At 38.3% G+C, this 23,524-nt stretch carries 21 protein-coding genes and 1 pseudogene; 13 read left to right on the forward strand and 9 right to left on the reverse strand.

Annotated features, from left to right (window positions below; all coding sequences use genetic code 11):
- Positions 1–385: 385 nt before the first annotated feature.
- Entirely contained in the window at positions 386–844 is a 459-nt protein-coding gene (locus tag BV902_RS11900) for a hypothetical protein (protein ID WP_075992116.1), read from the forward strand.
- A 62-nt stretch (positions 845–906) separates the two neighbouring features.
- On the opposite strand, the gene BV902_RS11905 is transcribed toward BV902_RS11900, so the two are convergent.
- The 4 genes from BV902_RS11905 to BV902_RS11920 all read right to left on the reverse strand — a co-directional run bounded on the left by BV902_RS11905 (position 907) and on the right by BV902_RS11920 (position 3,946).
- Positions 907–1,473, reverse strand: coding sequence for a hypothetical protein (locus BV902_RS11905; RefSeq protein WP_075992117.1), 567 nt, complete (start codon positions 1,471–1,473; stop codon positions 907–909).
- A 144-nt stretch (positions 1,474–1,617) separates the two neighbouring features.
- On the reverse strand, positions 1,618–2,016 hold the full coding sequence (locus tag BV902_RS11910) for an STAS/SEC14 domain-containing protein (RefSeq protein ID WP_075992118.1): 399 nt from the start codon (positions 2,014–2,016) through the stop codon (positions 1,618–1,620).
- A gap of 126 nt (positions 2,017–2,142) precedes the next feature.
- Positions 2,143–2,739 (reverse strand): DNA-3-methyladenine glycosylase, encoded by a 597-nt coding sequence (locus BV902_RS11915; protein WP_075992119.1) that lies wholly within the window; start codon positions 2,737–2,739, stop codon positions 2,143–2,145.
- A gap of 388 nt (positions 2,740–3,127) precedes the next feature.
- Complete coding sequence (locus BV902_RS11920) at positions 3,128–3,946, reverse strand: alpha/beta fold hydrolase (protein WP_237242111.1); 819 nt, start codon at positions 3,944–3,946, stop codon at positions 3,128–3,130.
- A gap of 337 nt (positions 3,947–4,283) precedes the next feature.
- Between BV902_RS11920 and BV902_RS11925 the strand changes: the two genes are divergently transcribed.
- The 4 genes from BV902_RS11925 to BV902_RS11945 all read left to right on the forward strand — a co-directional run bounded on the left by BV902_RS11925 (position 4,284) and on the right by BV902_RS11945 (position 10,134).
- Positions 4,284–5,216: an SPFH domain-containing protein gene (locus BV902_RS11925; RefSeq protein ID WP_075992121.1), complete on the forward strand. Its 933-nt coding sequence runs from the start codon at positions 4,284–4,286 to the stop codon at positions 5,214–5,216.
- Positions 5,217–6,304: 1,088 nt separating this feature from the next.
- Complete coding sequence (locus BV902_RS11935) at positions 6,305–6,619, forward strand: hypothetical protein (RefSeq protein WP_145327383.1); 315 nt, start codon at positions 6,305–6,307, stop codon at positions 6,617–6,619.
- A 67-nt stretch (positions 6,620–6,686) separates the two neighbouring features.
- Positions 6,687–7,463 (forward strand): GLPGLI family protein, encoded by a 777-nt coding sequence (locus BV902_RS11940; protein ID WP_075992124.1) that lies wholly within the window; start codon positions 6,687–6,689, stop codon positions 7,461–7,463.
- Positions 7,444–10,134, forward strand: coding sequence for a hypothetical protein (locus tag BV902_RS11945; protein ID WP_157626020.1), 2,691 nt, complete (start codon positions 7,444–7,446; stop codon positions 10,132–10,134). The genes BV902_RS11940 and BV902_RS11945 overlap by 20 nt, the downstream gene beginning before the upstream one ends.
- A gap of 184 nt (positions 10,135–10,318) precedes the next feature.
- Here BV902_RS11945 and BV902_RS11950 read toward each other — a convergent pair whose 3' ends face one another.
- On the reverse strand, positions 10,319–11,128 hold the full coding sequence (locus BV902_RS11950) for an alpha/beta fold hydrolase (RefSeq protein ID WP_216640465.1): 810 nt from the start codon (positions 11,126–11,128) through the stop codon (positions 10,319–10,321).
- Between the two features lie 123 nt (positions 11,129–11,251).
- On the opposite strand from BV902_RS11950, the gene BV902_RS11955 reads away from it, so the two are divergent.
- A complete protein-coding gene (locus tag BV902_RS11955; protein ID WP_075992126.1) occupies positions 11,252–11,620 on the forward strand; it encodes a MerR family DNA-binding protein in 369 nt (122 codons plus the stop codon).
- 577 nt (positions 11,621–12,197) lie between these two features.
- Here the strand turns inward: BV902_RS11955 and BV902_RS11965 are convergent.
- From BV902_RS11965 to BV902_RS11975, 4 genes and pseudogenes are all read right to left on the reverse strand, one after another.
- Positions 12,198–13,739: a protein adenylyltransferase SelO gene (locus tag BV902_RS11965; protein ID WP_075992128.1), complete on the reverse strand. Its 1,542-nt coding sequence runs from the start codon at positions 13,737–13,739 to the stop codon at positions 12,198–12,200.
- Positions 13,740–13,909: 170 nt separating this feature from the next.
- Positions 13,910–14,128 (reverse strand): annotated as a pseudogene (locus BV902_RS27310) (luciferase domain-containing protein); the annotation flags it as partial.
- 12 nt (positions 14,129–14,140) lie between these two features.
- A complete protein-coding gene (locus BV902_RS27110) occupies positions 14,141–14,335 on the reverse strand; it encodes a hypothetical protein (protein ID WP_157626024.1) in 195 nt (64 codons plus the stop codon).
- Between the two features lie 15 nt (positions 14,336–14,350).
- A complete protein-coding gene (locus BV902_RS11975) occupies positions 14,351–15,277 on the reverse strand; it encodes a hypothetical protein (protein WP_075992129.1) in 927 nt (308 codons plus the stop codon).
- Between the two features lie 583 nt (positions 15,278–15,860).
- Between BV902_RS11975 and BV902_RS11985 the strand changes: the two genes are divergently transcribed.
- The 7 genes from BV902_RS11985 (at position 15,861) to BV902_RS12015 (ending at position 23,425) form a co-directional block, all read left to right on the forward strand.
- Positions 15,861–16,901: an endonuclease/exonuclease/phosphatase family protein gene (locus tag BV902_RS11985; protein ID WP_075992131.1), complete on the forward strand. Its 1,041-nt coding sequence runs from the start codon at positions 15,861–15,863 to the stop codon at positions 16,899–16,901.
- A gap of 154 nt (positions 16,902–17,055) precedes the next feature.
- A complete protein-coding gene (locus BV902_RS11990) occupies positions 17,056–17,715 on the forward strand; it encodes a SanA/YdcF family protein (protein ID WP_216640466.1) in 660 nt (219 codons plus the stop codon).
- An 89-nt stretch (positions 17,716–17,804) separates the two neighbouring features.
- On the forward strand, positions 17,805–18,404 hold the full coding sequence (locus tag BV902_RS11995; protein ID WP_075992132.1) for a hypothetical protein: 600 nt from the start codon (positions 17,805–17,807) through the stop codon (positions 18,402–18,404).
- Between the two features lie 350 nt (positions 18,405–18,754).
- On the forward strand, positions 18,755–20,308 hold the full coding sequence (locus tag BV902_RS12000; protein ID WP_075992133.1) for a serine hydrolase: 1,554 nt from the start codon (positions 18,755–18,757) through the stop codon (positions 20,306–20,308).
- Positions 20,309–20,661: 353 nt separating this feature from the next.
- A complete protein-coding gene (locus BV902_RS12005; RefSeq protein ID WP_075992134.1) occupies positions 20,662–21,042 on the forward strand; it encodes a carboxypeptidase-like regulatory domain-containing protein in 381 nt (126 codons plus the stop codon).
- A gap of 50 nt (positions 21,043–21,092) precedes the next feature.
- Entirely contained in the window at positions 21,093–23,087 is a 1,995-nt protein-coding gene (locus BV902_RS12010; protein WP_335682277.1) for an outer membrane beta-barrel family protein, read from the forward strand.
- A 101-nt stretch (positions 23,088–23,188) separates the two neighbouring features.
- On the forward strand, positions 23,189–23,425 hold the full coding sequence (locus tag BV902_RS12015; protein ID WP_075992136.1) for an endonuclease/exonuclease/phosphatase family protein: 237 nt from the start codon (positions 23,189–23,191) through the stop codon (positions 23,423–23,425).
- Positions 23,426–23,524: the final 99 nt, after the last annotated feature.

The raw sequence follows: 23,524 nt of genomic DNA on the forward strand, positions 1-23,524 counted from the left end.
TACCGAAGGGAAAAAAATAGCCGTTTTATCCAACACGGAGGTGCCTCCTAAGTACGTTTAAAGCATTTTTAAAGCACTAGTCCCTTGTGCCTGATCAGTGTTATATCCGTGCTTGATCTGTGCTTGATCCGTACACCCTCCAAAAACGGGCTAGTTTCAAGCGATTAATTTTAGCAGTTGGTTAATTTTTGATTAATTCTGGGCGAGCGGGATTTGGCATCGTTTCATCCTCCGTTAGGCTTATTGGACAGCGGAACAATTATTATTCGCGGAGACAGAATTTATATTCGTACATCACTCCCGGAAAATAACTTGATATCTTTGTAAGCGTACTTGAAAGTGTTATCGATGAATAGACAACAGTAATTATAAAAATACGGGTAATATGGGAAAAATTATATTCAGATTTTGGTTGGTTAATGTAGTGATAAGTGTCGCGCTATTTATCCTATACCGACTTGTTATCGCAGAGACGAATACGGCTGCTACAGGATTTCTGGAGACGATTATAGTTATACTGGACATTGTTGTCAATTTAGGTTTTTCAACAATTTATCTTTTCGTAGTGATTTTATGTTCTTTACTATTTTTTCTAAATCACATCGAAAAAATTCGCCGAAATAAAGTATTATCGTTTCTGACATTTTCGGGAATACCTGCTGTTTGTCTGGTTTTACTGATTATTTATATTTTGGTTGGAGTTTATAAATATAATATGGTTCTCGACCCGTTAAAAATGCTGCTCCTGTTTTCTGTTGTTTATCTAGCCAGCACCGTCTTAGAGTTTGTCCTGTTCAGAAAAATAATCGAAAAACAGCAGGCTGCTCCGAAAGTTAAGCAATAAAACTGCATCATTGTCGTCTGTCTCACTATTTGTTTAATCAAATTAATCAAAATTGGCTGAGTTCAGATACCCCGTGATCTTAATGTTTCTAAGATGTAATTCGCTTCAGCTTGATCCATATCATTCGCGAATTTTATTGTTTTAAAACCATATTCAAATCGAATAGTCCCTCTATTTTTAAACAACGACAAATCATTCCTGCGGCCCAAAAAAACGAATTCAAAGGGCTCCTCTTCGATATGAAAATTCTTTACTTCCCGTAGATCAAATATCTTATTTCTGAAGAATATATCATTTTTTCTGGCGATGCTGATCTGCTCACGATCTATCACGATGATTTCTTTTCCAATTAAGTACCACGATAATGTTTTAATCACAAATAAGCCCCCCAGGGTCCAGCCAATCAACCAGATTACTTGAAACAACCGATCAAATTCTAATCCGCTATTTCCGTTATTAAAAAAGTCCTTTACGAACGAGCCTCCAACAAAATTTAATCCAATAAACCAAGCGACCAGCCACAAACTAAGGAATGCTATGACAGGCATATGTTTTTTTGCTGGGATGGTAATTTGGTATCCATTTGACGTTTGGTCAATATTTGCAATACCATCATAAGGTCTTTCCATGGTGATAATTTGTTACTCGTTCAAAATTGGTTAATTTAACAGGGACTAATATGCGAAAAGTCAAAGAATAAAAAACTATTTTTTATCATTAAATTATATTAATTTTTTCAGGATAAGCCATTTGATTTATGCGTAATTCGCAGATCAAATTTTTTTATTGCTGTTCTCGATGAATTCTAATGCTTCCTCTAACTGATTTTCATCAAAATATCGCTCTTCTAAAGCCGAGTTAAATAAATGGAGTATCTTGTTTTCAATATTGACTATTGACTTCATGAAATCAGAATGGGATACAATTGCACTGCGTCCGATTTTTCCGAAATGTTTAATTCCCCATAATTCCCCTTCAAAAAATGCTTTTAATTTCATGTCTTTCATCACAGACATGTCTTTAACCTTAATCAATATGTTGACATGCGCATAACCTTTATTCAATTTTTCTTCGAAAAGTTGTTCTATCAAAAGCGCGTCAGTTTCTGTAAATGATCCCATTAATTCCAGCGCAAGCGCATTGCCTTTAAATTTTTTTATTTGATTGATCATGTTGGTTTGTCGGTTTTATTGTTTTGCATGTCATCTGTATAGTAAAGTTAAAAAATATGGAACGTAATTGAAATTGAGTTACGAACATGAATTGAAACCCAATTGCGGGGGCTGACGAATGAATGGTCACTTTCTGGCATATTTACTTTCCTTTACAAAAAAACGTAGGGGTAGAGCCGCGTGTTCCTGAGCATAGGCGATACCGATTCGTGCTGCTTTTCCGATTTGTGCGGGATTGTATTTTAATCCCTGATCTTCAATCCAAATGCGGTCGTCGGTCAATAGCGCATCATTAAATGACGCGTCAATTCCCAAAGCTTTGGCCGCAGAACCCGGTCCGTTGGAAAATGAGGGTTTTTCTGGCAACACGTGTCTCCTTAAAGCCATCACGTCAATGCCAACGAGTGGTTCAATACTCCTGATTAAAACGCATTGAGGATCCGCTGCACCAGAGGTAACAATATTCAACAGATGGTGAATCCCATAACATAGATATACATAGGCCACACCACCTTCACGATACATCGGCTCAGTCCTGGAGGTTCTCTTTCCGTTAAATGCATGAGATGCTTTATCCATAACGCCAAAGTAAGCTTCAGTTTCGACAATTCTACCCCCTGTTAGCAGGCCGTCTTTTTGCGTATAGAGTACCTTTCCTAACAGATCTTCTGCCAGGAATAAAGTATCGGTATTGTTGTAATAAGATTTAGGCAGTTTACTCATCCTTTATACAAAAAATTGACTTATTTATCATTCGTATGGTACTCGTATCAGTAGAGGTATTCAATCCTTCTCTAAGCACAGTTTTGTTTATCCCTATTTCCCAGTTCTTTTTCTCCTAGGTTACATCGTATGTGTTCTCCAAGATTAGCCAATCCAAATCTCAAAGCAATACCATGCCATAACTGGCAACATCAATAACCTTACCCATAATCATCTATGAATCAAATTGTCAACGATTATGTCCATCGTCTAACGTTGAATAAATATAGGGAAAATCACCATTTTATCGCTAACGAATAGTAGTTAAGCAAATGATTTTCAAACTCACCTTATAGGGCGGATAAAAAGTCTACTTATGTTAATTTTCCTGTGGGCCTAGTAGCTGACTTTATTTTAAAAATCCATTCAGGAAATCTAAAATGATACTTGTTTGGCTCATCAGGCTGACATGGCCCTGTCCTGGGATTATGGCTAATTGGGATTTCGGCATTTGTCCAAAGTCACCGACTACCGCACCACCCAATAACTGATATGTTTTTGCAAGCTCGATCTTATCCAGACCATCGTTGTCTCCGGCAATTATTAATACAGGTGAAGATATTTTGGCAATATTAGCATCCCCCAGATCAAATGGATGTTGCGCCAAAGAGATCATCTGTTCTAAAAATTTCGTCCACTTTGTTTTGTCTGGAGCAACTGCGTCATAGGCTTGCTGCATCGGACTATTTTCAAACATTGCTGGTTTCATGTTCTTGAAGGCGTTGTTAATTTCCGGCATCCATCCATTGCTTTTATAGGTGGCAGAAATAATGGCCAATCCATTTAAGCGCTTCGGATACTGAATGGCAAATTGATAAGCCACGGCACCTCCAAAGCTATAGCCGAGCACTGCAGCATGTTCAATTCTCAGATAATCCATCAGTCCAGCAATATCATCTGCCAGTATTGCATGATCGAATTTTCTATCGGAATAGGGAGAATGACCATGTCCTTGCAATTCAATAGCGATGACTTTTCTGGTTTTTGCCAATTCAGGAATTAGCTGGCTCCAGTTGGAGTTGATCGTCATAAAAGCGCCATGTAATAGGATAATTGGCTTTCCAGTGCCATAAATTTCATAATAGACCTTGCTGTCCTTAAGGGATACCAAGCCTTGGGCCGAAGGTTTAACATGTTGGCCATGTGATTGCATAACAGTAGTTATCATAATAATACAGAGTAATGATTTAAAAATAATATTGGTTTTAATAAGTGTGTTCATAACAGATTGATATCAAATGTACATAACAAATATCAGAACGATTCCGCAGGAAGAAACTGTAGAAATACGACAAATAAAGGGGCGATTGCGTCAAAGTGGGACAGATCTTATAGAGCCCCCATAAAATACTTCGGTGCGTTGCGAAGGGATACGTTACGTTTCACTGGCTGACTGCGGTTTAAAGAAAGAAGTAACTGATTTTCATTGAAAAATGAAGAAATTGATATAAGAATGACAATGTAAAGATGTAAGTTTGTATATCACCAATATTAAATTTAAGGTTATGCTATATTTAGGAATTCTGGTCTTTTTTGGACTTATTACATTATTTGCTTCATTTTATACGGTAAAACAAGAATCTGCAGCTGTGATAGAAAGGCTGGGTAAATTTTTAAAAGTGAGTCATGCTGGTTTGCATTTAAAAATTCCATTTTTGGATCAAATATCTAAACGTCTGAATCTTAGAATAAAGCAATTGGATGTCATAATTGATACCAAAACACTGGATAATGTTTTCATCAAGATGAAAGTTTCTGTCCAGTATCAGGTAATCAGAGACAACGTAAAAGATGCTTATTATCGTTTGGAGAATCCCGAAAATCAGATCACATCGTATGTTTTTGATGTTGTGCGTGCTGAAGTTCCAAAAACAAAATTAGATGACGTTTTCGTAAGAAAAGATGATATTGCCATTGCCGTAAAAAGTGAATTGCAGGATGCGATGCAAAGTTACGGTTACGATATTATTAAAGCATTAGTGACAGATATTGATCCTGATGAACAGGTCAAACATGCTATGAACAGAATCAACGCTGCTGAACGCGAAAAAACAGCCGCAGAATATGAGTCTGAGGCTCAGAGAATACGAATTGTTGCTGTAGCAAAAGCTGAGGCAGAATCTAAAAAACTACAGGGACAGGGTATCGCAGATCAGCGAAGAGAGATAGCGAAGGGACTGGAAGAATCTGTAAAAATGCTGAATGCTGCCAATATCAATGCACAGGAAGCCTCTGCGTTAATCGTGGTTACGCAACATTATGATACACTGAATGCTATCGGCGCCAATAGCAGAAGTAATTTGGTTTTGCTTCCTAACTCGCCGACAGCAGCAAGCTCTATGCTGAATGATTTGGTTGTTTCAATTGCAGCGGCACAGAAGATTGATGGACATAATAGTGCGCAATTGCCTGATCTTCCTAAAGATGGCGGTCTTTAGGAATAGAAATCCAAAGAAGCTCTTCCATAGACGTATTATCTAAATGTTGATGTAACTGAATTCTTCAAAAGCAGGATATGGGATAAGATTACCAAGGGTACCACCAGGTTGGGCAATAAAGCATATGGAAACTGTAACATAGCAATATTTGGCTGATCATAAGCGATCAATTGTATAGGAATTGGGGATGACAGTATTCCTAGAAGAACAACAATGAGAACTGAGCAAATACCGAATATGTTCCATAATCTGAAAATCTGGAAATTGAAAATTTTACGAAAGAATATGCCCGTTATCAAAAATATTAAGGCAGTAATTCCGAAAACTATATCATAATTGCAGCCAATAAAAGTCATTTCTCGCGGCAGCATTTTAGCTTTGAATAAAGCATAGAGAATAAATTCTACTGGAATACGCAACATATGGATCGCCAAAAGCAAATACATATTTATTTTTGTATTAACCAATAGTATCGAACAACAGACGATTGTTATAACTGTACCCAATAGCGTTAAGGCGAAAGATGGGGGAAATTGTATAAAGAACCCTGCAACAGCGGCAAATGATATGAAGAGCGACCAAATGATATAAACTCGCGTAGAAAGTTTGTGGCGTACAGCGAACCAAAATAATACAAAACAACTTATTGTAATAGCTATAAATAGATTCTGCATGATTAAAAAGCATATATCTTATAAAACTAAAGCATAAAAGGCCTAAAATACTTGCCTTAAGGCAAGTATTTTAGTGACAGGAATTCCTCGCTATATGCTTTTGACCAAAATGAGAATATTATAACGACAGATGCTCCAAGCATTGGTCATTATCGAGAAAATTTTATTTAGCTTCCCTCAACAGGTATTTAGGAGAGCATTTTACTGCGTTACCTCAAAACGATTTGCTCCATAATTCGAATTATTCAGTGATGAGCCCATTGCGAATAGTAACTAATAAGCTACGAATTCTAAGTGACCATTTACAGATATTTAATCATCATTTAAATAATTAAATGTGTCTTTATTTTTACTGCCATATACAAGGGTATGTCTTCAAAACATACCATGGTTTAACAAGTAAATTTAAAGACAATGAAAAGATTAATGATGAGTTTGGTAGCAATGGTGATGCTATCATCTGTTGCTTCGGCCAAGACAGCCGCAACAACAGTCAACGGAAATGCATCTGTGAAAACAACTTCCCAGCGCCTGGCCAACAATACGGTTAGGGTTACCGAGGCAAATACGGAAACGAATGCGGCATTCGTACGCTGTAATTTTAAAGTAAGTATTTATAGCTGTGATGGTGTTTTACTAGGCAGCGCTGTCTACACAGATTATGCTTCTTCAGCTGGCGGCTGTGCTAATTTCTTTGCAGCAATGCATGACTGGGTTGCAAACAACTAAACTTTTATTCATTCTTACACAAAAACAAAAGCGGGGCTTTGACCCCGTCTTTCTAAACTAAATTATCATGCGTAAATATTATATATTCTTTTTATTTCTATTCCTTTCTAGATTATCTTTTGCACAGCGGCTTCATGCGATATATGAATACATCCCATCAGCCATGGCTACTTTTAAAGAAGATGTTTATTATGATGGAACAGTGAAGATTGCAGTTCGTGATTCGATGCCAATACGCAAGCAGGAGCTCAACAAAGATGGCGATGATGAAGTAGCTTCCTCATTTTCGATAACAATCGGATCTGGCAAGAGGTATAACAGGGTCGTGATCCATCAAAATAAGGCTGACCAACAGCTAGAAACCCGTTCCATTCAAGGTGTTAACTATTTGGTGACGGACAAATTTCCGGCATTGGTCTGGAATACCGATTACACCGATGTGGATACGTTAGGCAAACATGTATGCCACAAAGCAACGGCCTCTTATCGTGGAACTACTTTGGTCGCTTATTATACCAATGATATTCCCGTACCTGTGGGACCATCGAAATTTGGTGGCTTGCCGGGCCTTATTGTGATGCTGTATAACGAAAGCGCCAATCCGAACTATTGGTACCTGAAGGAGGTAAATTATCCCTATGCGGGAAATATTCCCGTAAATGATAAATATATCCAGTCTTTACCCAAATTGAGCCTGGAAGAATTTGTCAAGAAAGACGACCAAATCAATGAAGAACAAATGCGTATTATGTACAGCAAAATGCCAATGATAGAAGGTGTAAGCGTTGATAAGCAAAAAGTTAGAGGCAGTGTAGAGCAAGTGTATGAATGGGAACATCAATAAGCGGATAGCGGCCTTATTCAGCTTTTGTCTGTTGTTTATGGTCGTACATGGACAGGTTGCTATCCATGGAAGCGTTAGTACTGAGGGAAAAGCGTTAGGAGGGGTACGTATTGATTTACGGCGTGATAGCGATAACAAAATGTTGGCTTATACGTTTAGCGACGGCCAAGGCAAATATCATGTGCAAACGGCCCAAAGTGGACCATTTACGTTGCTATTCAAGGCGCTTAGCTTTAAGCCAGTTTCCCTTTCGATTACACCTACGCAGGCCGACACGCTAATTGATGTACAGTTGTCAGCTGGAGGGGTGGAGCAATTGCAGGAAGTGATTGTCCATTCCAAAGGCCCCTACCGCCGGGGCAGAGATACCATTGAGCTTGCTGTGAAATCCTTTTTGCAGGGTGACGAGCGTACGGTAGAGGATCTTCTCCGAAAGATTCCCGGCATTCAGGTGGGGGCCGATGGGAGTATCAAAATAGGCAATAAAGAAGTAGAAAAAGTGATGGTGGAAGGGGACGATTTTTTTGAAAAGGGCTATCGCCTGCTGACACAAAGTATGTCCGTTCGTCCCTTGGGAAAAATTCAGATATTGCAGCGGTATTCTAATAATAAACAGCTGAAAGGTATCGAAAATTCGGACAAAATTGCACTAAATCTGCAACTTAAGGAGGAAAGCAGGGCACAGTGGCTTGGCTCGGTGGATGCGCAGGTGGTTCCCATAGGTTCAAAATATTATCAGGCCAATGCGAACTTGATGAATTTTGGAAAAAAGAACAAATATTACCTATTAGGTGCTGCTAACAATAATGGAGTCGATGCCGTAAGCAGTATTAACCACCTGATCCAGTCTGGTTCTCCTGATGAACCAGGTCAGATTGGTGTCGGAATAACAACACCTACTTTGATAGATAATACGCCAAATTTGCCCAGTTTTGATTATAAAAGAACGAATTTCAATAACGATAAGCTGTTGTCCTTGAATACCATTTTAAATCCGACCCCACAGTTAAAGATCAAATGGCTGGGTTTTGCAAATCCTACTAAAAAATCATTTTATCGAAATACCGTGCAGAACTATCATTTGGAGGATATTCAATTTACCAATACCGAAGATTATCAGTTTACCAGAAACATCGATAACTACTTCACGAAACTGGAACTGCAGTTGGAGCCCAATAAGCGTACACTGTTGAGCTATTCAGGTACACTAGGTTCTCTGAGAAAAAATGATTTGGGTGCATTACTGTTTAGTGGTGTTCAAAGTGAGGAACTGACCAAAAGTAAAGGATATTTGACCAACCATAGTCTGAGTTATAGCTACAAATTTTCGGAGCGGGATGTACTGGTCAGCTCACTACGTTGGATAAAGCAGCAGTCACCATTGGACTACAGTATCAATCAATACTATTATGAAGACTTATTTGGAGGTAAAGATATCCATGCGGTAAAACAACATATCGAAAATAATCTGCAGTACCTGGGCGCCACTACACACTATGTAAGCCGAAAGAAAAATGGTGATTTTTTTGAGGTGGCCTTCAATATGGCCTACCAGCAGCAACAGCTCAACACCGAATTGAAGTTGTTATCAAATCCAGACGAGTTGGGTGGGACAGCAGTATCTCCTTCGGGATTTTCCAATGCGATGGACTTAAACGTGTTTCAGACGAACCTTATTTCCAAGTATACCTTTAAACGAAATAAATGGGAATTGACACCTCGCTTGCAGGCAGGTCTTGTACAGAACAGGTTGACAGATTTTGGGAAACCCAAACATAAAAATAACCTGTTGCTTTCTCCAGGACTATCGGGGAAATGGGTTATCCATCCAAAAGGGCGACTTGAAACAGATCTCTATTTTCAGCAACAGAATACCTCACTCACCGAGCTAATTCCCCATTATTATACGACAGGGGTTCGAAACTTTATTCGAGGAATGGATAATCTAGCGACCTTAAGTAGTTCTGGTGGCACGCTGATGTACACCTATGGCAGTATGACAGATCGTTTTTTTGCGAACCTTTCGGCCGGACATCAGATTTTGTTTGATTATGTGGGTACAGAAAGCAGTTTAGACCCCAATTTTAGCCTTGTGCAACAAGTATTGCTTAAAAACAAAAAGAGCAGCAATTACAAGGCAGATCTCAATTATTACCTGAAAGTTGTAGGTGGAAATTTCCGTCTGGACTTAGGTGCAAACACGGCAGATTACGAAACATTGGTGGTGGGCGTGGGCAATCGTCAAATTCATACAGAGACATATGATTATGGACTATCGTTTAGAAGTGCATGGAAATCCAGGTTGAATATTTACACAGGTTATGCCCTGCAGTCGGTTACTTATCGCTCAGATAGCAAAACTACACTCAATAATAGCCGCGGATTTCTGAATGTATTTTTGAATATGGGAAAAAATATACAGTGTAATCTAAAGAATGAATCCTATCGCTTTGGCAGTTTCCTTGGGCAGGATTCCAAGACCTATTATTTTTCGGATTTCTCCCTATCTTATGAATTGCGGCAACATAGGACAAGATTTACCATGACAGCAAAAAATATTTTTAATACTCGCTTTTTCAGAAATGCTGAATTGACAGACCTTTATAATACCAGTACCGAATATAAACTTTTGCCGGGTTATATCAGTTTTGGGGTAGATTACAGCTTTTAAGTTTTTATCTTGAAACCAGGACAGAACATATCGTCGAAGATGAAAAATTCTTTCAGGATAGGCCTGCAACCGTTGCTTTTTATTACAAGTTGATTTCATCCGAAATTAGATTGTCAATAAAAACGCTTTGATCAATTCGGCGGTTTCAATAGGTTTTTCCGCAAGAATAAAATGGCCACAGTTTTCAATTTTTTTTAAGTGTTAGATTACGGGTGATTTCCGGTAATGAATGAAGCAGTAGGTCATAGCCACTTGCACCAATCGCCAGGACTGGCATTTCTAATTTACTGTAGCTCGCGTAATCTTTAATATCCTGTGGAAAGGCTTGATACCATGCATTGGAACAACGAATAGCATCTTTATTATCATAAGCTTCACTATAAACAGATTTATCAAATTGGCTTATGCTATCTTTATTAATCAGCAGGTTGTCAAATAACCAAGAGATGACGATTGACATGCGTCCCTCAAGTAACCTTTCTGGTAATTCTTTTACTTGATTAAAAGCTAGCCACCATGGATATAGATAAGTTCCCCCCAAAACAGGTAACATAGGAAGCTGATACATGCTTGGGTCTGGATGTGGTGTATCCAGCAGTATCAATTTGCTAGTTGCTTGAGGATAATTACAAGCAAAACTAAAAGCAACATGTGCACCGATATCGTGACCTGCAATAAAAACGTTGTCCAAGCCTAAATGCTTTACTAATTTGTAGATATCCTTGGCGATGTTCTTTTTGTCGTAACCATTTTCCGGTTTATCCGAGCTACCCATTCCTCTAATTTCAACTACAAATACTTGGTTGCTTTCTGCTAATATAGGCATTACATGATGATAGGCCCACCATGTTTCTGGATAACCCGGAATAAGAATTATGGGGTCTCCTTTGCCTCCGTGAACATAATGGATTGAAATGTCATTTATTACGATAAAATTGCTTGTGAAGCCGGGTACAAGTTTAATAAGTTCTTTGTCGGAATATGCTGTTTTCATGATAAAAAGATATTTATAGCGACCATTGATTTTCTATAGACAAATTTAAACTGTATTTTTACAACCAACAAGTATGAAGTATACTTTATACTTGTGATATTTTTTTAAACTATTGATTATCAAGTGAAATTAATTAGTCAACTAGCGAGGGAAGCGAACATTCCTATTGGAACTATACGTTTTTATGAAAAGAGTGGACTCATTTCTGGCAAGACAAAAAAGGATATAACTTCCAATAACTACGTTTATTACGATGATGAAGTAACCGAAAAACTGAGGTTCATAAAGATGGCAAAAGCTGTAGGTTTTACGTTAGCTGAAATTAAGCAGGTTATTGATGCATGGTATCAAAAAGAGCTAACTCAGACAAGTAAAATGGAAGTGCTCGATCTTAAATTGGAACAGATAGATGCTAAGATAAGGGAACTTAAAGTAATGAAAAAGCAAATCGAACAATGTAAAAGCAATATCCAAAATGGTTTAAGTCGATAACCTATGTTTCCGGCTTTACCTACTCCCAGCTCATTGAAATGAAAAAGATGAAAGAATACAAAATTGCTATTGGATTGTCAACCGTATTGTGTCTAATTGCCTTTTTTATTAGAGATCGGTTTTTAATGTTTTTTACAACCGAAATTATAGGTGAAAGCCCCTTGTTTAAGGATAGCTGGCGTCTACCTGGCCAGGTTTTACCAACACTGATTTTTATTTTCTCTTTTGGAATTCTCCCTTTTCTGTATCTGTCAGTCAAAAATTATTGTAAAGTATCTTCGTTAAGAAATCAACGGCTTTCCCTTCTAATTATCAGTACTTCGGGACTTATATTGTGTTGGGTGCGCTTGGTTTATTTAAAATTTAAAGTTGCTCAGATACGAGACCTGTTAAGAAGGGCCGAGTTTACTTCGGATGGTGATATACCCAGCGTTCGGTTTCAAGATATGCATCTAGAGTCTTATCTCTTAGTAGGCTTACTTGTTGGCTGGCTACTAAGTATTATTATTTTTAGAAAATCTACAAATCCTAAACTTTAATTCTCCCCCTGAATGCGTAACGAGAGGGGGATCTCGTACTATGAACTGCATGAGAGTGTAGAACATCCTGCGGTGTTGTCATAGCTAGAAGGACGTTTGACGGAAAATTCCGGAAATAATTCTTGGTATGGATTTTCTAATGCTTGCGTTAGTTTCATTAACATTGCTGTTTTTCCAGCATTAATTTCTTCAATGCATTGGTAAAGCAGATAGTTCCGCAGTATAAATTTGGGGTTTGTTTTTTTCATTAAATCCAGGGACTCAGCTTTTGAAATTGAATTTGAATGCAAGCGGGATTGATAATGTTCCATGAAGTCTTTAAGTCGGCTAAGCTTTTCTTCATTTAACACAGCGTAAGCTACTGGGCTAAAATGTTCATGTAAATCAGTTTCTGGAGTTATTTTTTCCAATTTATTGAAGAATAAGGTATGATCCAATGCGAGTTCTTGCATTAAACCTTGCCAGTTGTTAAAAAACACCTCATCTTCCTTTTTTAGCCCATCAAATCCGAATTTTTTGCAAAGCATTTTGTCATGAGCTTCCCAAAAATAAACGCCAAAATTATTTAGGGTGTTTTCAAGGAATTTTTCATCGTTGATGATAGGTTGGAGGGCATTCGCAAGTTTCCATAAATTCCAGTTTGCAATCTGTGCCTGCTTTCCAAATGCATATCTCCTTCCTGGTAGATCCGTCGTATTGGGCGTGAAATTTAAATTATATTCATCCATCATTGAATAGGGACCATAATCGATCGTTAGGCCTAAGATCGACATATTGTCTGTGTTCATTACCCCATGCACAAAACCTACTCTAAACCACTCTACCATTAAGTCTGCCGTGCGGTTACATACATTTTCAAAAAAATCTTTATATTTCTGCTGATCGGATGAAACAATTTCAGGGAAGTAATTTTCAATCGTAAAATCAAGCAGATCCTGTAATAAGCTGTGCTCCCCCTGAGCAAACATCAGTTCAAAATGTCCAAAGCGAAGGAAGCTTTCGGCGGTTCTGATTACCACGGCTCCTTTTTCGTATTGTGGGTTGCCGTTGTACATGATATCCCGAAGAACATCTTCTCCCGTAAAGGCCAGGCTTAAGGCTCTGGTAGTAGGTATGCCCAAGTGATACATGGCTTCACTCATCAGGTATTCACGTACAGAAGACCGCAATACGGCTCTTCCGTCCGCACGTCTTGAATAGGGCGTTGCACCAGCTCCTTTCCATTGAATTTCGGTCTTCTTACCCGCGGCATTGGTAATTTCTCCTGCAAGAATAGCCCTACCATCGCCCAGTTGTCCGGCCCAGTTACCAAATTGATGTCCCGCATAAGCTGTAGCGTAGGTCTGAATATTGTCGGGTAGGTGAGATCCTACCAAAAAGTTAAGATCCTTTTCTTCAAATTTACCCAGCCCTATTTCCTCAGAAAGAGCCTCGTTGAAAGCAATCAGTTGAGGCTGTTCAAACCCAGCAGGTTCGATCGTAGCAAATAACACTTTTGGCGTGCCTCGCTGTGTAGGATTATTGGAAAAATCTCCAGGGAATTTTTTGAGGAAAGGTTGTTTGATCTGTTCAATATTCATACGGCAAAGATATTAATTATAAAAGATATAGACTTTCCAAATTATGGAAAGTTCCTGCATATGGTCAAAGCGTTTTCAGAATGACCATGTTGAGAGAAAAATCAGTTGCTGTCGGACTAGGCTCGCTAATTATTGCAGTGACTGAACAATTCATGAAGATCAAAGCCTGTCTAACAGAATACAGAATTCTGTTTTTCTCTAGCACGGTCGTAAGCCTTTTGCAAGAGGTAACAGGCATAGGCAACATCTTGCTTATTGTGAAGGTAAAAACTGATCCATCCTGAATTTTTAAATAGATGATGGTCCTTGATTTTTCCGTCTATCATTAATGATTTTTTTAGCTCTTTATTTAATAAAATATCCACTAAACCATTGCTATGTACATGTGCGAATTCCTTTCCCTAATAATTGAACGCAGTCCCGCCATATTTATGTATCCCAACCGTCGTCCCGGGCATACCTTCGACATTTTCTTCCAGGTCATCGATCCAATGTAGCAGTTCGGGCTTCGCAATGAACATCCAAAGTCTCATAAGACTATCAAATAGGATGGCTAATAAAGGGATATCCTTTAAAAAGCCAAGTTTTCTTACCACAAAAGAAAACATAGGTTATCGCTCGCTTAATAGTTTAATATGCTCCATTACTCGGAAATGGACATTCCTAGTGATACTTTCTGCCCAAAGGTCATAATACCAAGTAGGGAAGACATGGAGATTATACCAACTGTTCCCGATAAGGGTGGTGGTACCATTTCCATTGTTTTTCAACATAAATTGACCTCTTTTGATATCTATATGTCCCATAATTTCAGGGTCTTTGGGTTGATCAATGATATCAAAAACTAAGTTTTCATTGACGTCAAATTTTACAATCTTCTCATCGAAAATATATCCGTTGCTGAAAATGCATTTTCGGTTTGCGCCCAGTTTATGCTCACTTACCGTTGTGGCCATTGGGCTCAGCATTCCTATATTAAAGAGCCAATAGCTTTCCTTCTGAGATATCGGATCGAAGGCGACCACGTGCTCCCATACTTGTGCTGGACTCGCATGAATCAAGATCTCATCGGAGACCATATTTTCGTGATGATGATCACTCAGGGAGTCAACAATAAAAATTCCAAGTAACAGGCTAACAATGCTTATATTCAATTTTTGATTACTCTTTTTAAACATTGACCTTCCAATAAAGGCGCCTGCGATAACAAAACCAAAAATAAGAGGGGAAACAATTAAGAGGCAAATAATGCCTTCACCTAAGAATATAAAGCTCAGTAAGATAGCCATGAGACTACCCAAGATAGAGCATGCCGTTATTTGTGTTCCTCTCATGTTGGTATCTTTCCAACACCAAGCCATAATAATACCCATCAACAGTGGAATAATCACAAACTCAGAAAAGACAAGTACACACACATCCTTGGGCAGCAATGAAGATTGCATACCAATAATTAGAAATGCAAAAATGTTGGCTATTAGAATGCCCTGAACTATTTTAGAACTTCGTACTTTATAAAACGTTTGTTTCAAACTCATCGTATTTGATTGTTAGGCTTCCCGACTCAGGCTGATCTGATTTTAGCCGCATATTCACACACTGCTTAAAGGCGTTTAAGTGAAAAAGCGATATCGAAGCTAATGCTTTTTTAATTGTTAATGACCAGTGGTGTCTGAATATTTATTTCGGTATTTTGTGCCTTTACTCAGGGACCAGCATAATAGTTCCATTCATCATTCGGGCGACAATTTATGAATATGCCACCCACTTTTGGCTTGCCATCCGTTATGCTAAAACTTTGTATGGCTAAGATATTAAATAATTCGCTATTTAATAAATTTTGGAATGTTGCTAAATATAATGCTATTCAATTGAAGCTGATCAAAATGTTACAAATACGGAAATGCCTTTGCGTTGGATGTATCCTACTTCTGAATTCGATACAAATCGGGAAAAAGTTGATGAAGCAAGTCTACGACAATGGGGTGGAGTTGATAATGTGGATAAAATTATTTGGTTATTACAGAAATAAGTAAGAAACTCGCTTATAAGATAATGGTAGAAACCGCATTTCGATAAGAACGTTGTGGTAATACTTGTTCATAGAAATAGACAACTCCAATGAAATTAAGAAAAATTATATTGCTTTTGGTGATAACCCTTTTAGGGCATATGCTCTTCGCTCAGGCAAAAAATGAGGTAAAGGTACTGCAAATCAATATCTGGCAGGAGGGGACTGTCGTGCCGAATGGGTTTCCTGCGATTGCAGACGAAATTATTGCCAAGCATGCAGATGTCGTTCTCTTTAGTGAAGTCCGCAATTACAAGGGAACAGACTTTATTCAGCGTATACTAACGGAACTCAAAGCTAAGGGGGCTATATATTTTGGCCAGTCCAGTGACGCAAAACTGGATGTCGGTTTTATTTCCAAATATCCGATTGAATCACAGCATATGCTTTATGAAAAAGATAGTACTATGGGCGGTGTTTTAAAAAGTAAGATCAAGATTGGAAAGCGTTCTTTTGTATGTTATTCTTTACACTTGGACTACACGAATTATGCCTGCTATTTACCACGTGGTTATGATGGTGTGACCTGGAAAAAGTTAGATCGTCCTGTATCAGACGTAGGTACCATTATTGAGGCTAATCGTAAAAGCAAACGTGATGAAGCTATCCAGGATATCCTGAGCGATGTAGAGAAAGAGGATCAATCACAAACGTTTATTATTGCAGGTGATTTTAATGAGCCTTCGCATTTGGATTGGACATTGGCAACAAAAGATCTTTTTGACCATCGTGGGGCAGTGGTTCCCTGGGACTGTTCGGTTTTATTAGAAAAAGCCGGATTTATAGATAGCTTCCGTCAATTATATCCCAATCCGGTCAGTCATCCTGGTTTTACTTACCCTGCTTTTAACAAGGATGTTCCTATTGAGAAATTGGCATGGGCACCCACAGCGGATGATCGGGATCGGATCGATTACGTTTATTACCGCAGCAAAAAGCCGTTGAAGGCAGTAAAAGCTAACATTGTCGGTCCTGTGGAAACCGTAAAGTATGGGCAGAAGCAGGAAAAAGATAGTAAAGATAATTTCCTGCTACCCGAAGGCGTGTGGCCAACCGATCATAAAGCGATGTTGGTTATGTTTGAATTCTAGTGCATCAATAGCCATATGAAATATACCGAAAAGCCCGTAAGTGCCTACGAATGATAATTTATCTTCAGCGAATTATAATTGGTTCGATTTTTAATAGGTTGTACTGTTAAATTTGTGTTTAAAATGATAAGTTTATCATGAACAAATCAAGCTAATGAAAAAGATTAAAAGGTTCATTTTAGTGGTCGTCGCTCTATGTGTAGTAGCCCTGGTTGTTGTGGTGATAACCAATAGCAATGTAACGGCTAAAACAGATTCGGTGATTTTCACGGAACTTAAAGATGTGCCAAGAACCAAGGTCGCCATCATTTTTGGCGCTGGTATCAATGGTGATCAGCCAAGTAGGTATTTGAAAGATAGACTCGATGCCGGGATTTCGTTGTACAAAAACCACAAAGTGGATAAAATATTGTTGTCGGGAGACAACGGACGAGACGAGTACGATGAGCTTAGCGTAATGAAGTTGTACTGTCAGAAAAATGGCATCGATACCGCAAAAATTTATATTGACTATGCTGGGTTCGATAGCTACTCGACCATGTACCGGGCAAAATATATATTTAATGTTGATACGGCAATCTTGGTATCTCAGAAATATCATCTAAATAGATGTGTTTATCTGGGCGATAAATTGGGTATAAAATCATTCGGCTATAGTGCAGATCGAGGCGCTTACCCGGGGTATAAATATTATGCATTTAGAGAAAAACTATCGGTTACGAAAGCTGTTTTGGATGTAATGAGAAATAGAAAACCAAAGTATTTAGGTAAGCAGGTGGATGTAAACGGAAAGTCGAATTATACTAAAGAATAGGTTATTAGATTTTGTAGACGGACAGACCATTTATTATACCATAGTTGTTTGATAATGTAGATGTTCGTTTAATAGTGTGCCACAGACAAATGAGAGTTATTCTAAACATATTTTTATTTTTATTCGGGATTGGATTTTTAATTCTTTTTGTTGGTATCGGTTTGTTTATGGCTGGTTTTGGCGGTGTTGACAAAGATTATTCCGTAACGGAACTTAAAGAAAACTTTGAGGAAAAAAGAGCCGAGATTTATGAAGTCAAAAATTATATAAACAAAATAATTCTACCTAACAAATTAGTTCATATAGAATTTGAGAATAACAATATGGTAGGTATCTTTCATTTGGAGGTGGACGGCAAGTTTGAAAGTAACTGGGATGTGAAAATTAATTCGAATAAAGCAGACTCTTTATTGCAAAAACTTGGTTGGACAAGAGGGACTTTAAAGACTCTCAAAGAGAAGTTAGATAATGCAAATTGTATCGGTATTACAAGCGGAGAACCTTGTAATATTAGCTTTCAACGAAGCGGAATGGGAATGTATTCTTTTAATGTGTTTGATAAACCAATTGCCGATAGCTTAAAAACGGCTTATAATGACGGTTGTACTTACATTATGGTAAATGACAGGCTTGTGCTGGAATATGGTGGTGGCGCGATTGGAAGTCAATGCTTTTATAATTTAGAATAGGTAGAAAGCTTAGTCGCTAAAAAGAACACACCGTATGAAATTGACTATTAAACAATCTTATCATCAACCGAAGAGTTACTCTTGGGTACCTTAACCATTTATAATTCCTTCAATAAACAAAAATCGTCATGCAGAAGTTTAAAATCATTTTAAAACTTCTGAATTGTTTGACTTATAAGATCGCGGGATAAGAGTGAGCGCTAGAATTAACGAAGTTTAATCTTCTGTAGCGCCAGTATTCTTCTTTCTTTTACTAGGAGCATCCGGGGATAAAATAGCTAAAGCCAATGTCTTCAGGAGTTTGCGGGAATCAAGTTGAATAAGTATTTTCGTATAAATTCCAACTTGATATGAAATTCCTTTTAACCTTTATTTTTTGTTCCTGGTTTTCTTTTTCACTATTTTCTCAGGTTGGGAAAGTAGGCGGGCAGAAAGATCAATTTGAAGTAATTGATTCTGTTCTCGGCCAAGTTTTAAAAGATCATCATGTGGCGGGTTTTGCCGTTGCTATTGTGAAAGGTGATAAAATAATTTATAATAAGGGATTTGGTTATCGTGATTTCGCGAATAAAAAACCCGTCACACCCAATACGCTTTTTGCAATTGGTTCAAGCTCCAAAGCTTTTACTGCTTCATTGTTAGGTTTGTTGAGAGCAGATGGCAATCTAACATTTGAGGACCGAGCGGTATCTTTACTGCCAACGTTGCGGTTTTACAATGATGAGATGGATAATCAAATCGTTGTTAAAGACCTAATGGCGCATAGGACAGGCTTGTCCCGCTATGATTTATCTTGGTTTCTGTTCAATAGCAAAAATAGAGATAGTCTGATTTCGCGGGTCAGATTTATGAAACCCAGCTCAGGCCTGCGAATGAAATGGTTCTATAATAACTTCATGTACCTTGCTCAAGGAATGATTGTGGAGCGATTGAGTGGTAAGACATGGGAACAAAATATACAAGAAAAGTTTTTTACCCCCTTACAAATGACCCGTTCTAATACCGATCTCTTAGCATTTCAACGAGACAGCGATGCTTCTTTGCCCTATACACTTTCCAAAGATAACGCGATAAAACTGATTGATTATTATAATATTAGTGGTATGGGGCCAGCAGGAAGCATAAATAGCAGTGCTAATGACATGTCCAATTGGCTCAAGGTTTGGCTCAACCGAGGTTATTTCAATGGGAAAGAAATACTTCCTGCAAATTATATAAATGAGGCTGCGAGCTCCCAAATGGTGATGGATGCAGCTTTACCAGACAAACATAAAGATGTCTTCCTTTCCAATTATGGTTTAGGCTGGATGATTGGCTCCTATAGAGGACATTATCAAGTAGAACATGGTGGAAATATTAACGGATTTTCTGCGAATGTGGCATTTTTTCCAACAGATACACTCGGAATTGTCGTATTAACCAATCAAAACGTATCTAAAGTTCCTACGGTGGTCAGAAATTCTATAGCGGATATACTTCTTGGTTTGAATCCAATCGACTGGAATGGTGAAAAAAAGGCTGAAATCGACTCACTGCGCCATATTAAAAAAGAAGAAGAAGAAAAGTTGCCCGTTGCAGCGACTAAACCTTCCCATTCCTTAAAACAGTATACTGGTTCTTTTGAAAACCCTGCATATGGAATTATTGAGGTAAGGCTTAAGGATAACAAGTTATACAGTGAACTCGGTTATGAGAGGGTTGTTCTTATCCACCGACATTATGATGTTTTTGACCCACGGTCTATCGATAAAAATGGGGTAGCGGATACTGAACCAAGTAATCTTCTCTTTAACTTCTTTAGCGATGTGGACGGTCAGATTCAAGGTATAGGAATTCTATTGGACGGAAGTGAAAAACCAGTTATGTTTGATCGTAAACCCAATTCTGCTGCTACATCGCGGTAACAGAACAATCGTATGGACCAATAAGATGAAAAGGAAGGTGCCGATGACACGCTTAAGCCAGTTGCCACAGAAAGGATGAGGTGTCAAACTGTAATTGAATATACGAAAGCAGAAGATTGGATGGATTTTAGAATTGGCAACTTTAATGAATCTTAAGTATTATAGATTTTGTTATTGTTAATTTATAGACGCATTATGAGATATTCATCTGCAAAATTAATTGATTATCATTGGCATTTTGAAATAAAATAGCTTTTTTAAAGCATATTAGTTGGAGAATATGAACATTCATTCTAGGTCACAGGATATGATCTCGTAAACCCAAGTGAAAAAACGATTTTATTATAAACCGAATGACTTCTTTACCAAAATTCTTATTAATTGGGATATTCTTCTTATGGAGCGGAGCCCTTTATGGGCAGGCTATGGAAAATATCGTGCAGGGTAAGGTCGTCAATCCTGATCACGTACCTGTTTTCCTGGCTACAATAAGCTTATATAGTATTGATAGCAAACTGATAGCTAGTTCAATGACAGATAGCACGGGCTGTTTTCGGATTGCGCATAGACTAACGGGCAACTATTATTTGTTGATTAAGCACCTTGGTTATAAAGAGCTGAGGAGCAGTTCGTTTAATCCGTCCAATGGCAACGTTGGGACACTGCATCTTCTCCGACAGGAGAATACACTGGAAGCGGCAGAAGTCGAAGGTAAAAAGAAGTTGTTTCTGTAGATGGAGGTACAGTCGTCTATCATGTAGAGAATAGCATAGGCTCACAGGATATATCAGCTTTCGATGCTTTGAAGAGATCCCCTGGTGTGCAGATAGAAAACGATACAGACATTACACTCAATGGGAAAAGTGGGGTACAGATCCTCCTGGACGGAAAACAAACTTTTCTTTCAGGAAAAGAACTTAGTGACCTATTGAAATCGATGTCATCCAATAACCTCAAATCCATCGAAATTATCAATAATCCAAGTGCCAAATATGATGCCACTGGAGCTGCAGGTATAATCAATATCAAAACCAAAAAAAATCAGACAAAAGGATTAAATGGAAACATTTCCACGGCCTTTGCCTATGGTGTCAGTCCCAAACAATTGGAAAACCTTGCATTTAACTATCGGGTTAATAGGATTAATGTCTATGGAACTTACAATCATACATTGGGGTATTACAATTTCCTCTATGGTACGGATCGCCAGCAAAATGGAAAGTCGTATGACAGCCATACGATCGACGTGGACAAACGTCAGAAAATGGCGGCTCAAGTCGGGATCGACTATTTTATTGACGAAAAGAATACGGTCGGTTTTTTTGCAAATGGCAATTTTATCTTTGGAGGAGGTCTCACCAATACCGCTACAGCCATTACAACACCGCCTTCCACCACGGTTGAGGAAACGCTGGATGCCATTAACGATTATTACGGCCAGAATACGAAACGCTACAATTTTAACCTGAACTACAAATACGAAGATACAATAGGGCATAGTCTAAATATTGATGCCGATTACGGTCTCTTCGGTAAATGGAACAAAAACCTGCGGTCAAATATTTACCGTGACAATCAGTATGTAGTTACTGACGAAAATCTTTACCGTACTCTTAATGATATCGATATTGATCTAAAAGGATTAAAAATGGACTATGCAACACGGTTGTGGGGTGGGAAGTTGGAAACAGGTGCCAAATACTCCGCAGTAGGCTCGAAAAATAATGCAAACTTTTACCATGTCAAACAATCGGAAGATAGCCTAGACAATAGACGTTCAAATGATTTTCACTTCGATGAGCATATCAGCAGTGCGTATGTTGACTACAAACGGTCCATTGGTGCCTGGTCTCTACAGGGCGGACTGCGACTAGAATATGCTAGCTCCAATGGTACCCTACTTTATCAGGGGTATGGGGCAGATCTCAACGAACATATCAATAGAAAGTTTACTAACTTTTTCCCCTTTTTTTCCATTGCCACACAATTGACTGCTAAACAGACACTGTCTTTGTCTTATGCCAAACGTATAGAAAGACCAGCATATCAGGATCTCAATCCTTTTGTATATATGCTTGACGAGCTTTCATTCTGGAAAGGGAACCCCTTCCTGGTACCTTCATTGACCCAAAGGTTTTCGTTACTTTATTCCGGGAAAAATTCGACAATAATAGGCATAAACTATGCCTATACAGACCAATTGAATGCAAAAGTAACAGATACACTGGAACAGGATAAAATCATGATGATCAGTAAAAATGTGGGGACACAGCAACATTGGTCCCTGTCCCTGACGCAGACTTATTCGCCTAGGCCCTGGTGGGACATGACTTTCAATGGCCTGTTGTATTATATCCATAATGACGTTTCCTTTGACCAGTACCAAAATCTCAACTTGAGGCAAACTGCGGGACGTGCCGGTCTCCTTCAGACCTTCAAACTCCCCTTTCAGATGAGGGCAGAAGTTTCGGTGGTCTACAATTCAAAACGACTCGGTGGGGCCAATACCATCAGTAGACCGGTTAGTCAAGCGGACATTGCGTTCCAAAAATCTGTATTAAAAGACAAAGCAACAATACGACTGGCTATCACCGACATCTATAAAGGTAACCAAGTTAAATACACGCAAAATTTACCAGGACTGCTTTCATCAAGCTATGGCTACTACGAATCAAGACAGGTACGTCTGAGTTTCAACTATAGGTTCAGCAGTGGAGCGACTAAGGATCAACGTAATCGCAAATCGGCTCTCGAAAGCGAAAGCGGCCGGATACAATAAGATATCGGCACCGTTTGTATATATTTATTTTTTAATATTGGCCCTGCAATACATTGATGAATCTTCTAAATTTGAAATCTATAAATTAATAAAGACACGACATGAAGTTTACTATTTTCTTTTTAACATTAACATTTCTTTGCTTTAACTGCGAAGCCCAAAAGCAAGCTGAAATCTTCAAGGTGATGTCATGGAATATATTGCACGGAGCAAATGATAGTGAGGATGGCAAAGCCCATGCGGTACAGATTATAAGAGAAATAAATCCGGACGTCATATTGATGGTGGAAACTTACGGTTCCGGCAAAGAAATAGCCGATTCCTTAGGTTATATATAAACTAAGTTCTTTTATTTTTCGAAAAAAAAGATTGACATGATCAAGAATTTCGCTAAGCTAAAGTCACCCAATTAGTTTTCAAGGATTAGAAGTCGACTG

This window comes from Sphingobacterium sp. B29 (assembly GCF_001952815.1).
GTDB lineage: Bacteria > Bacteroidota > Bacteroidia > Sphingobacteriales > Sphingobacteriaceae > Sphingobacterium > Sphingobacterium siyangense.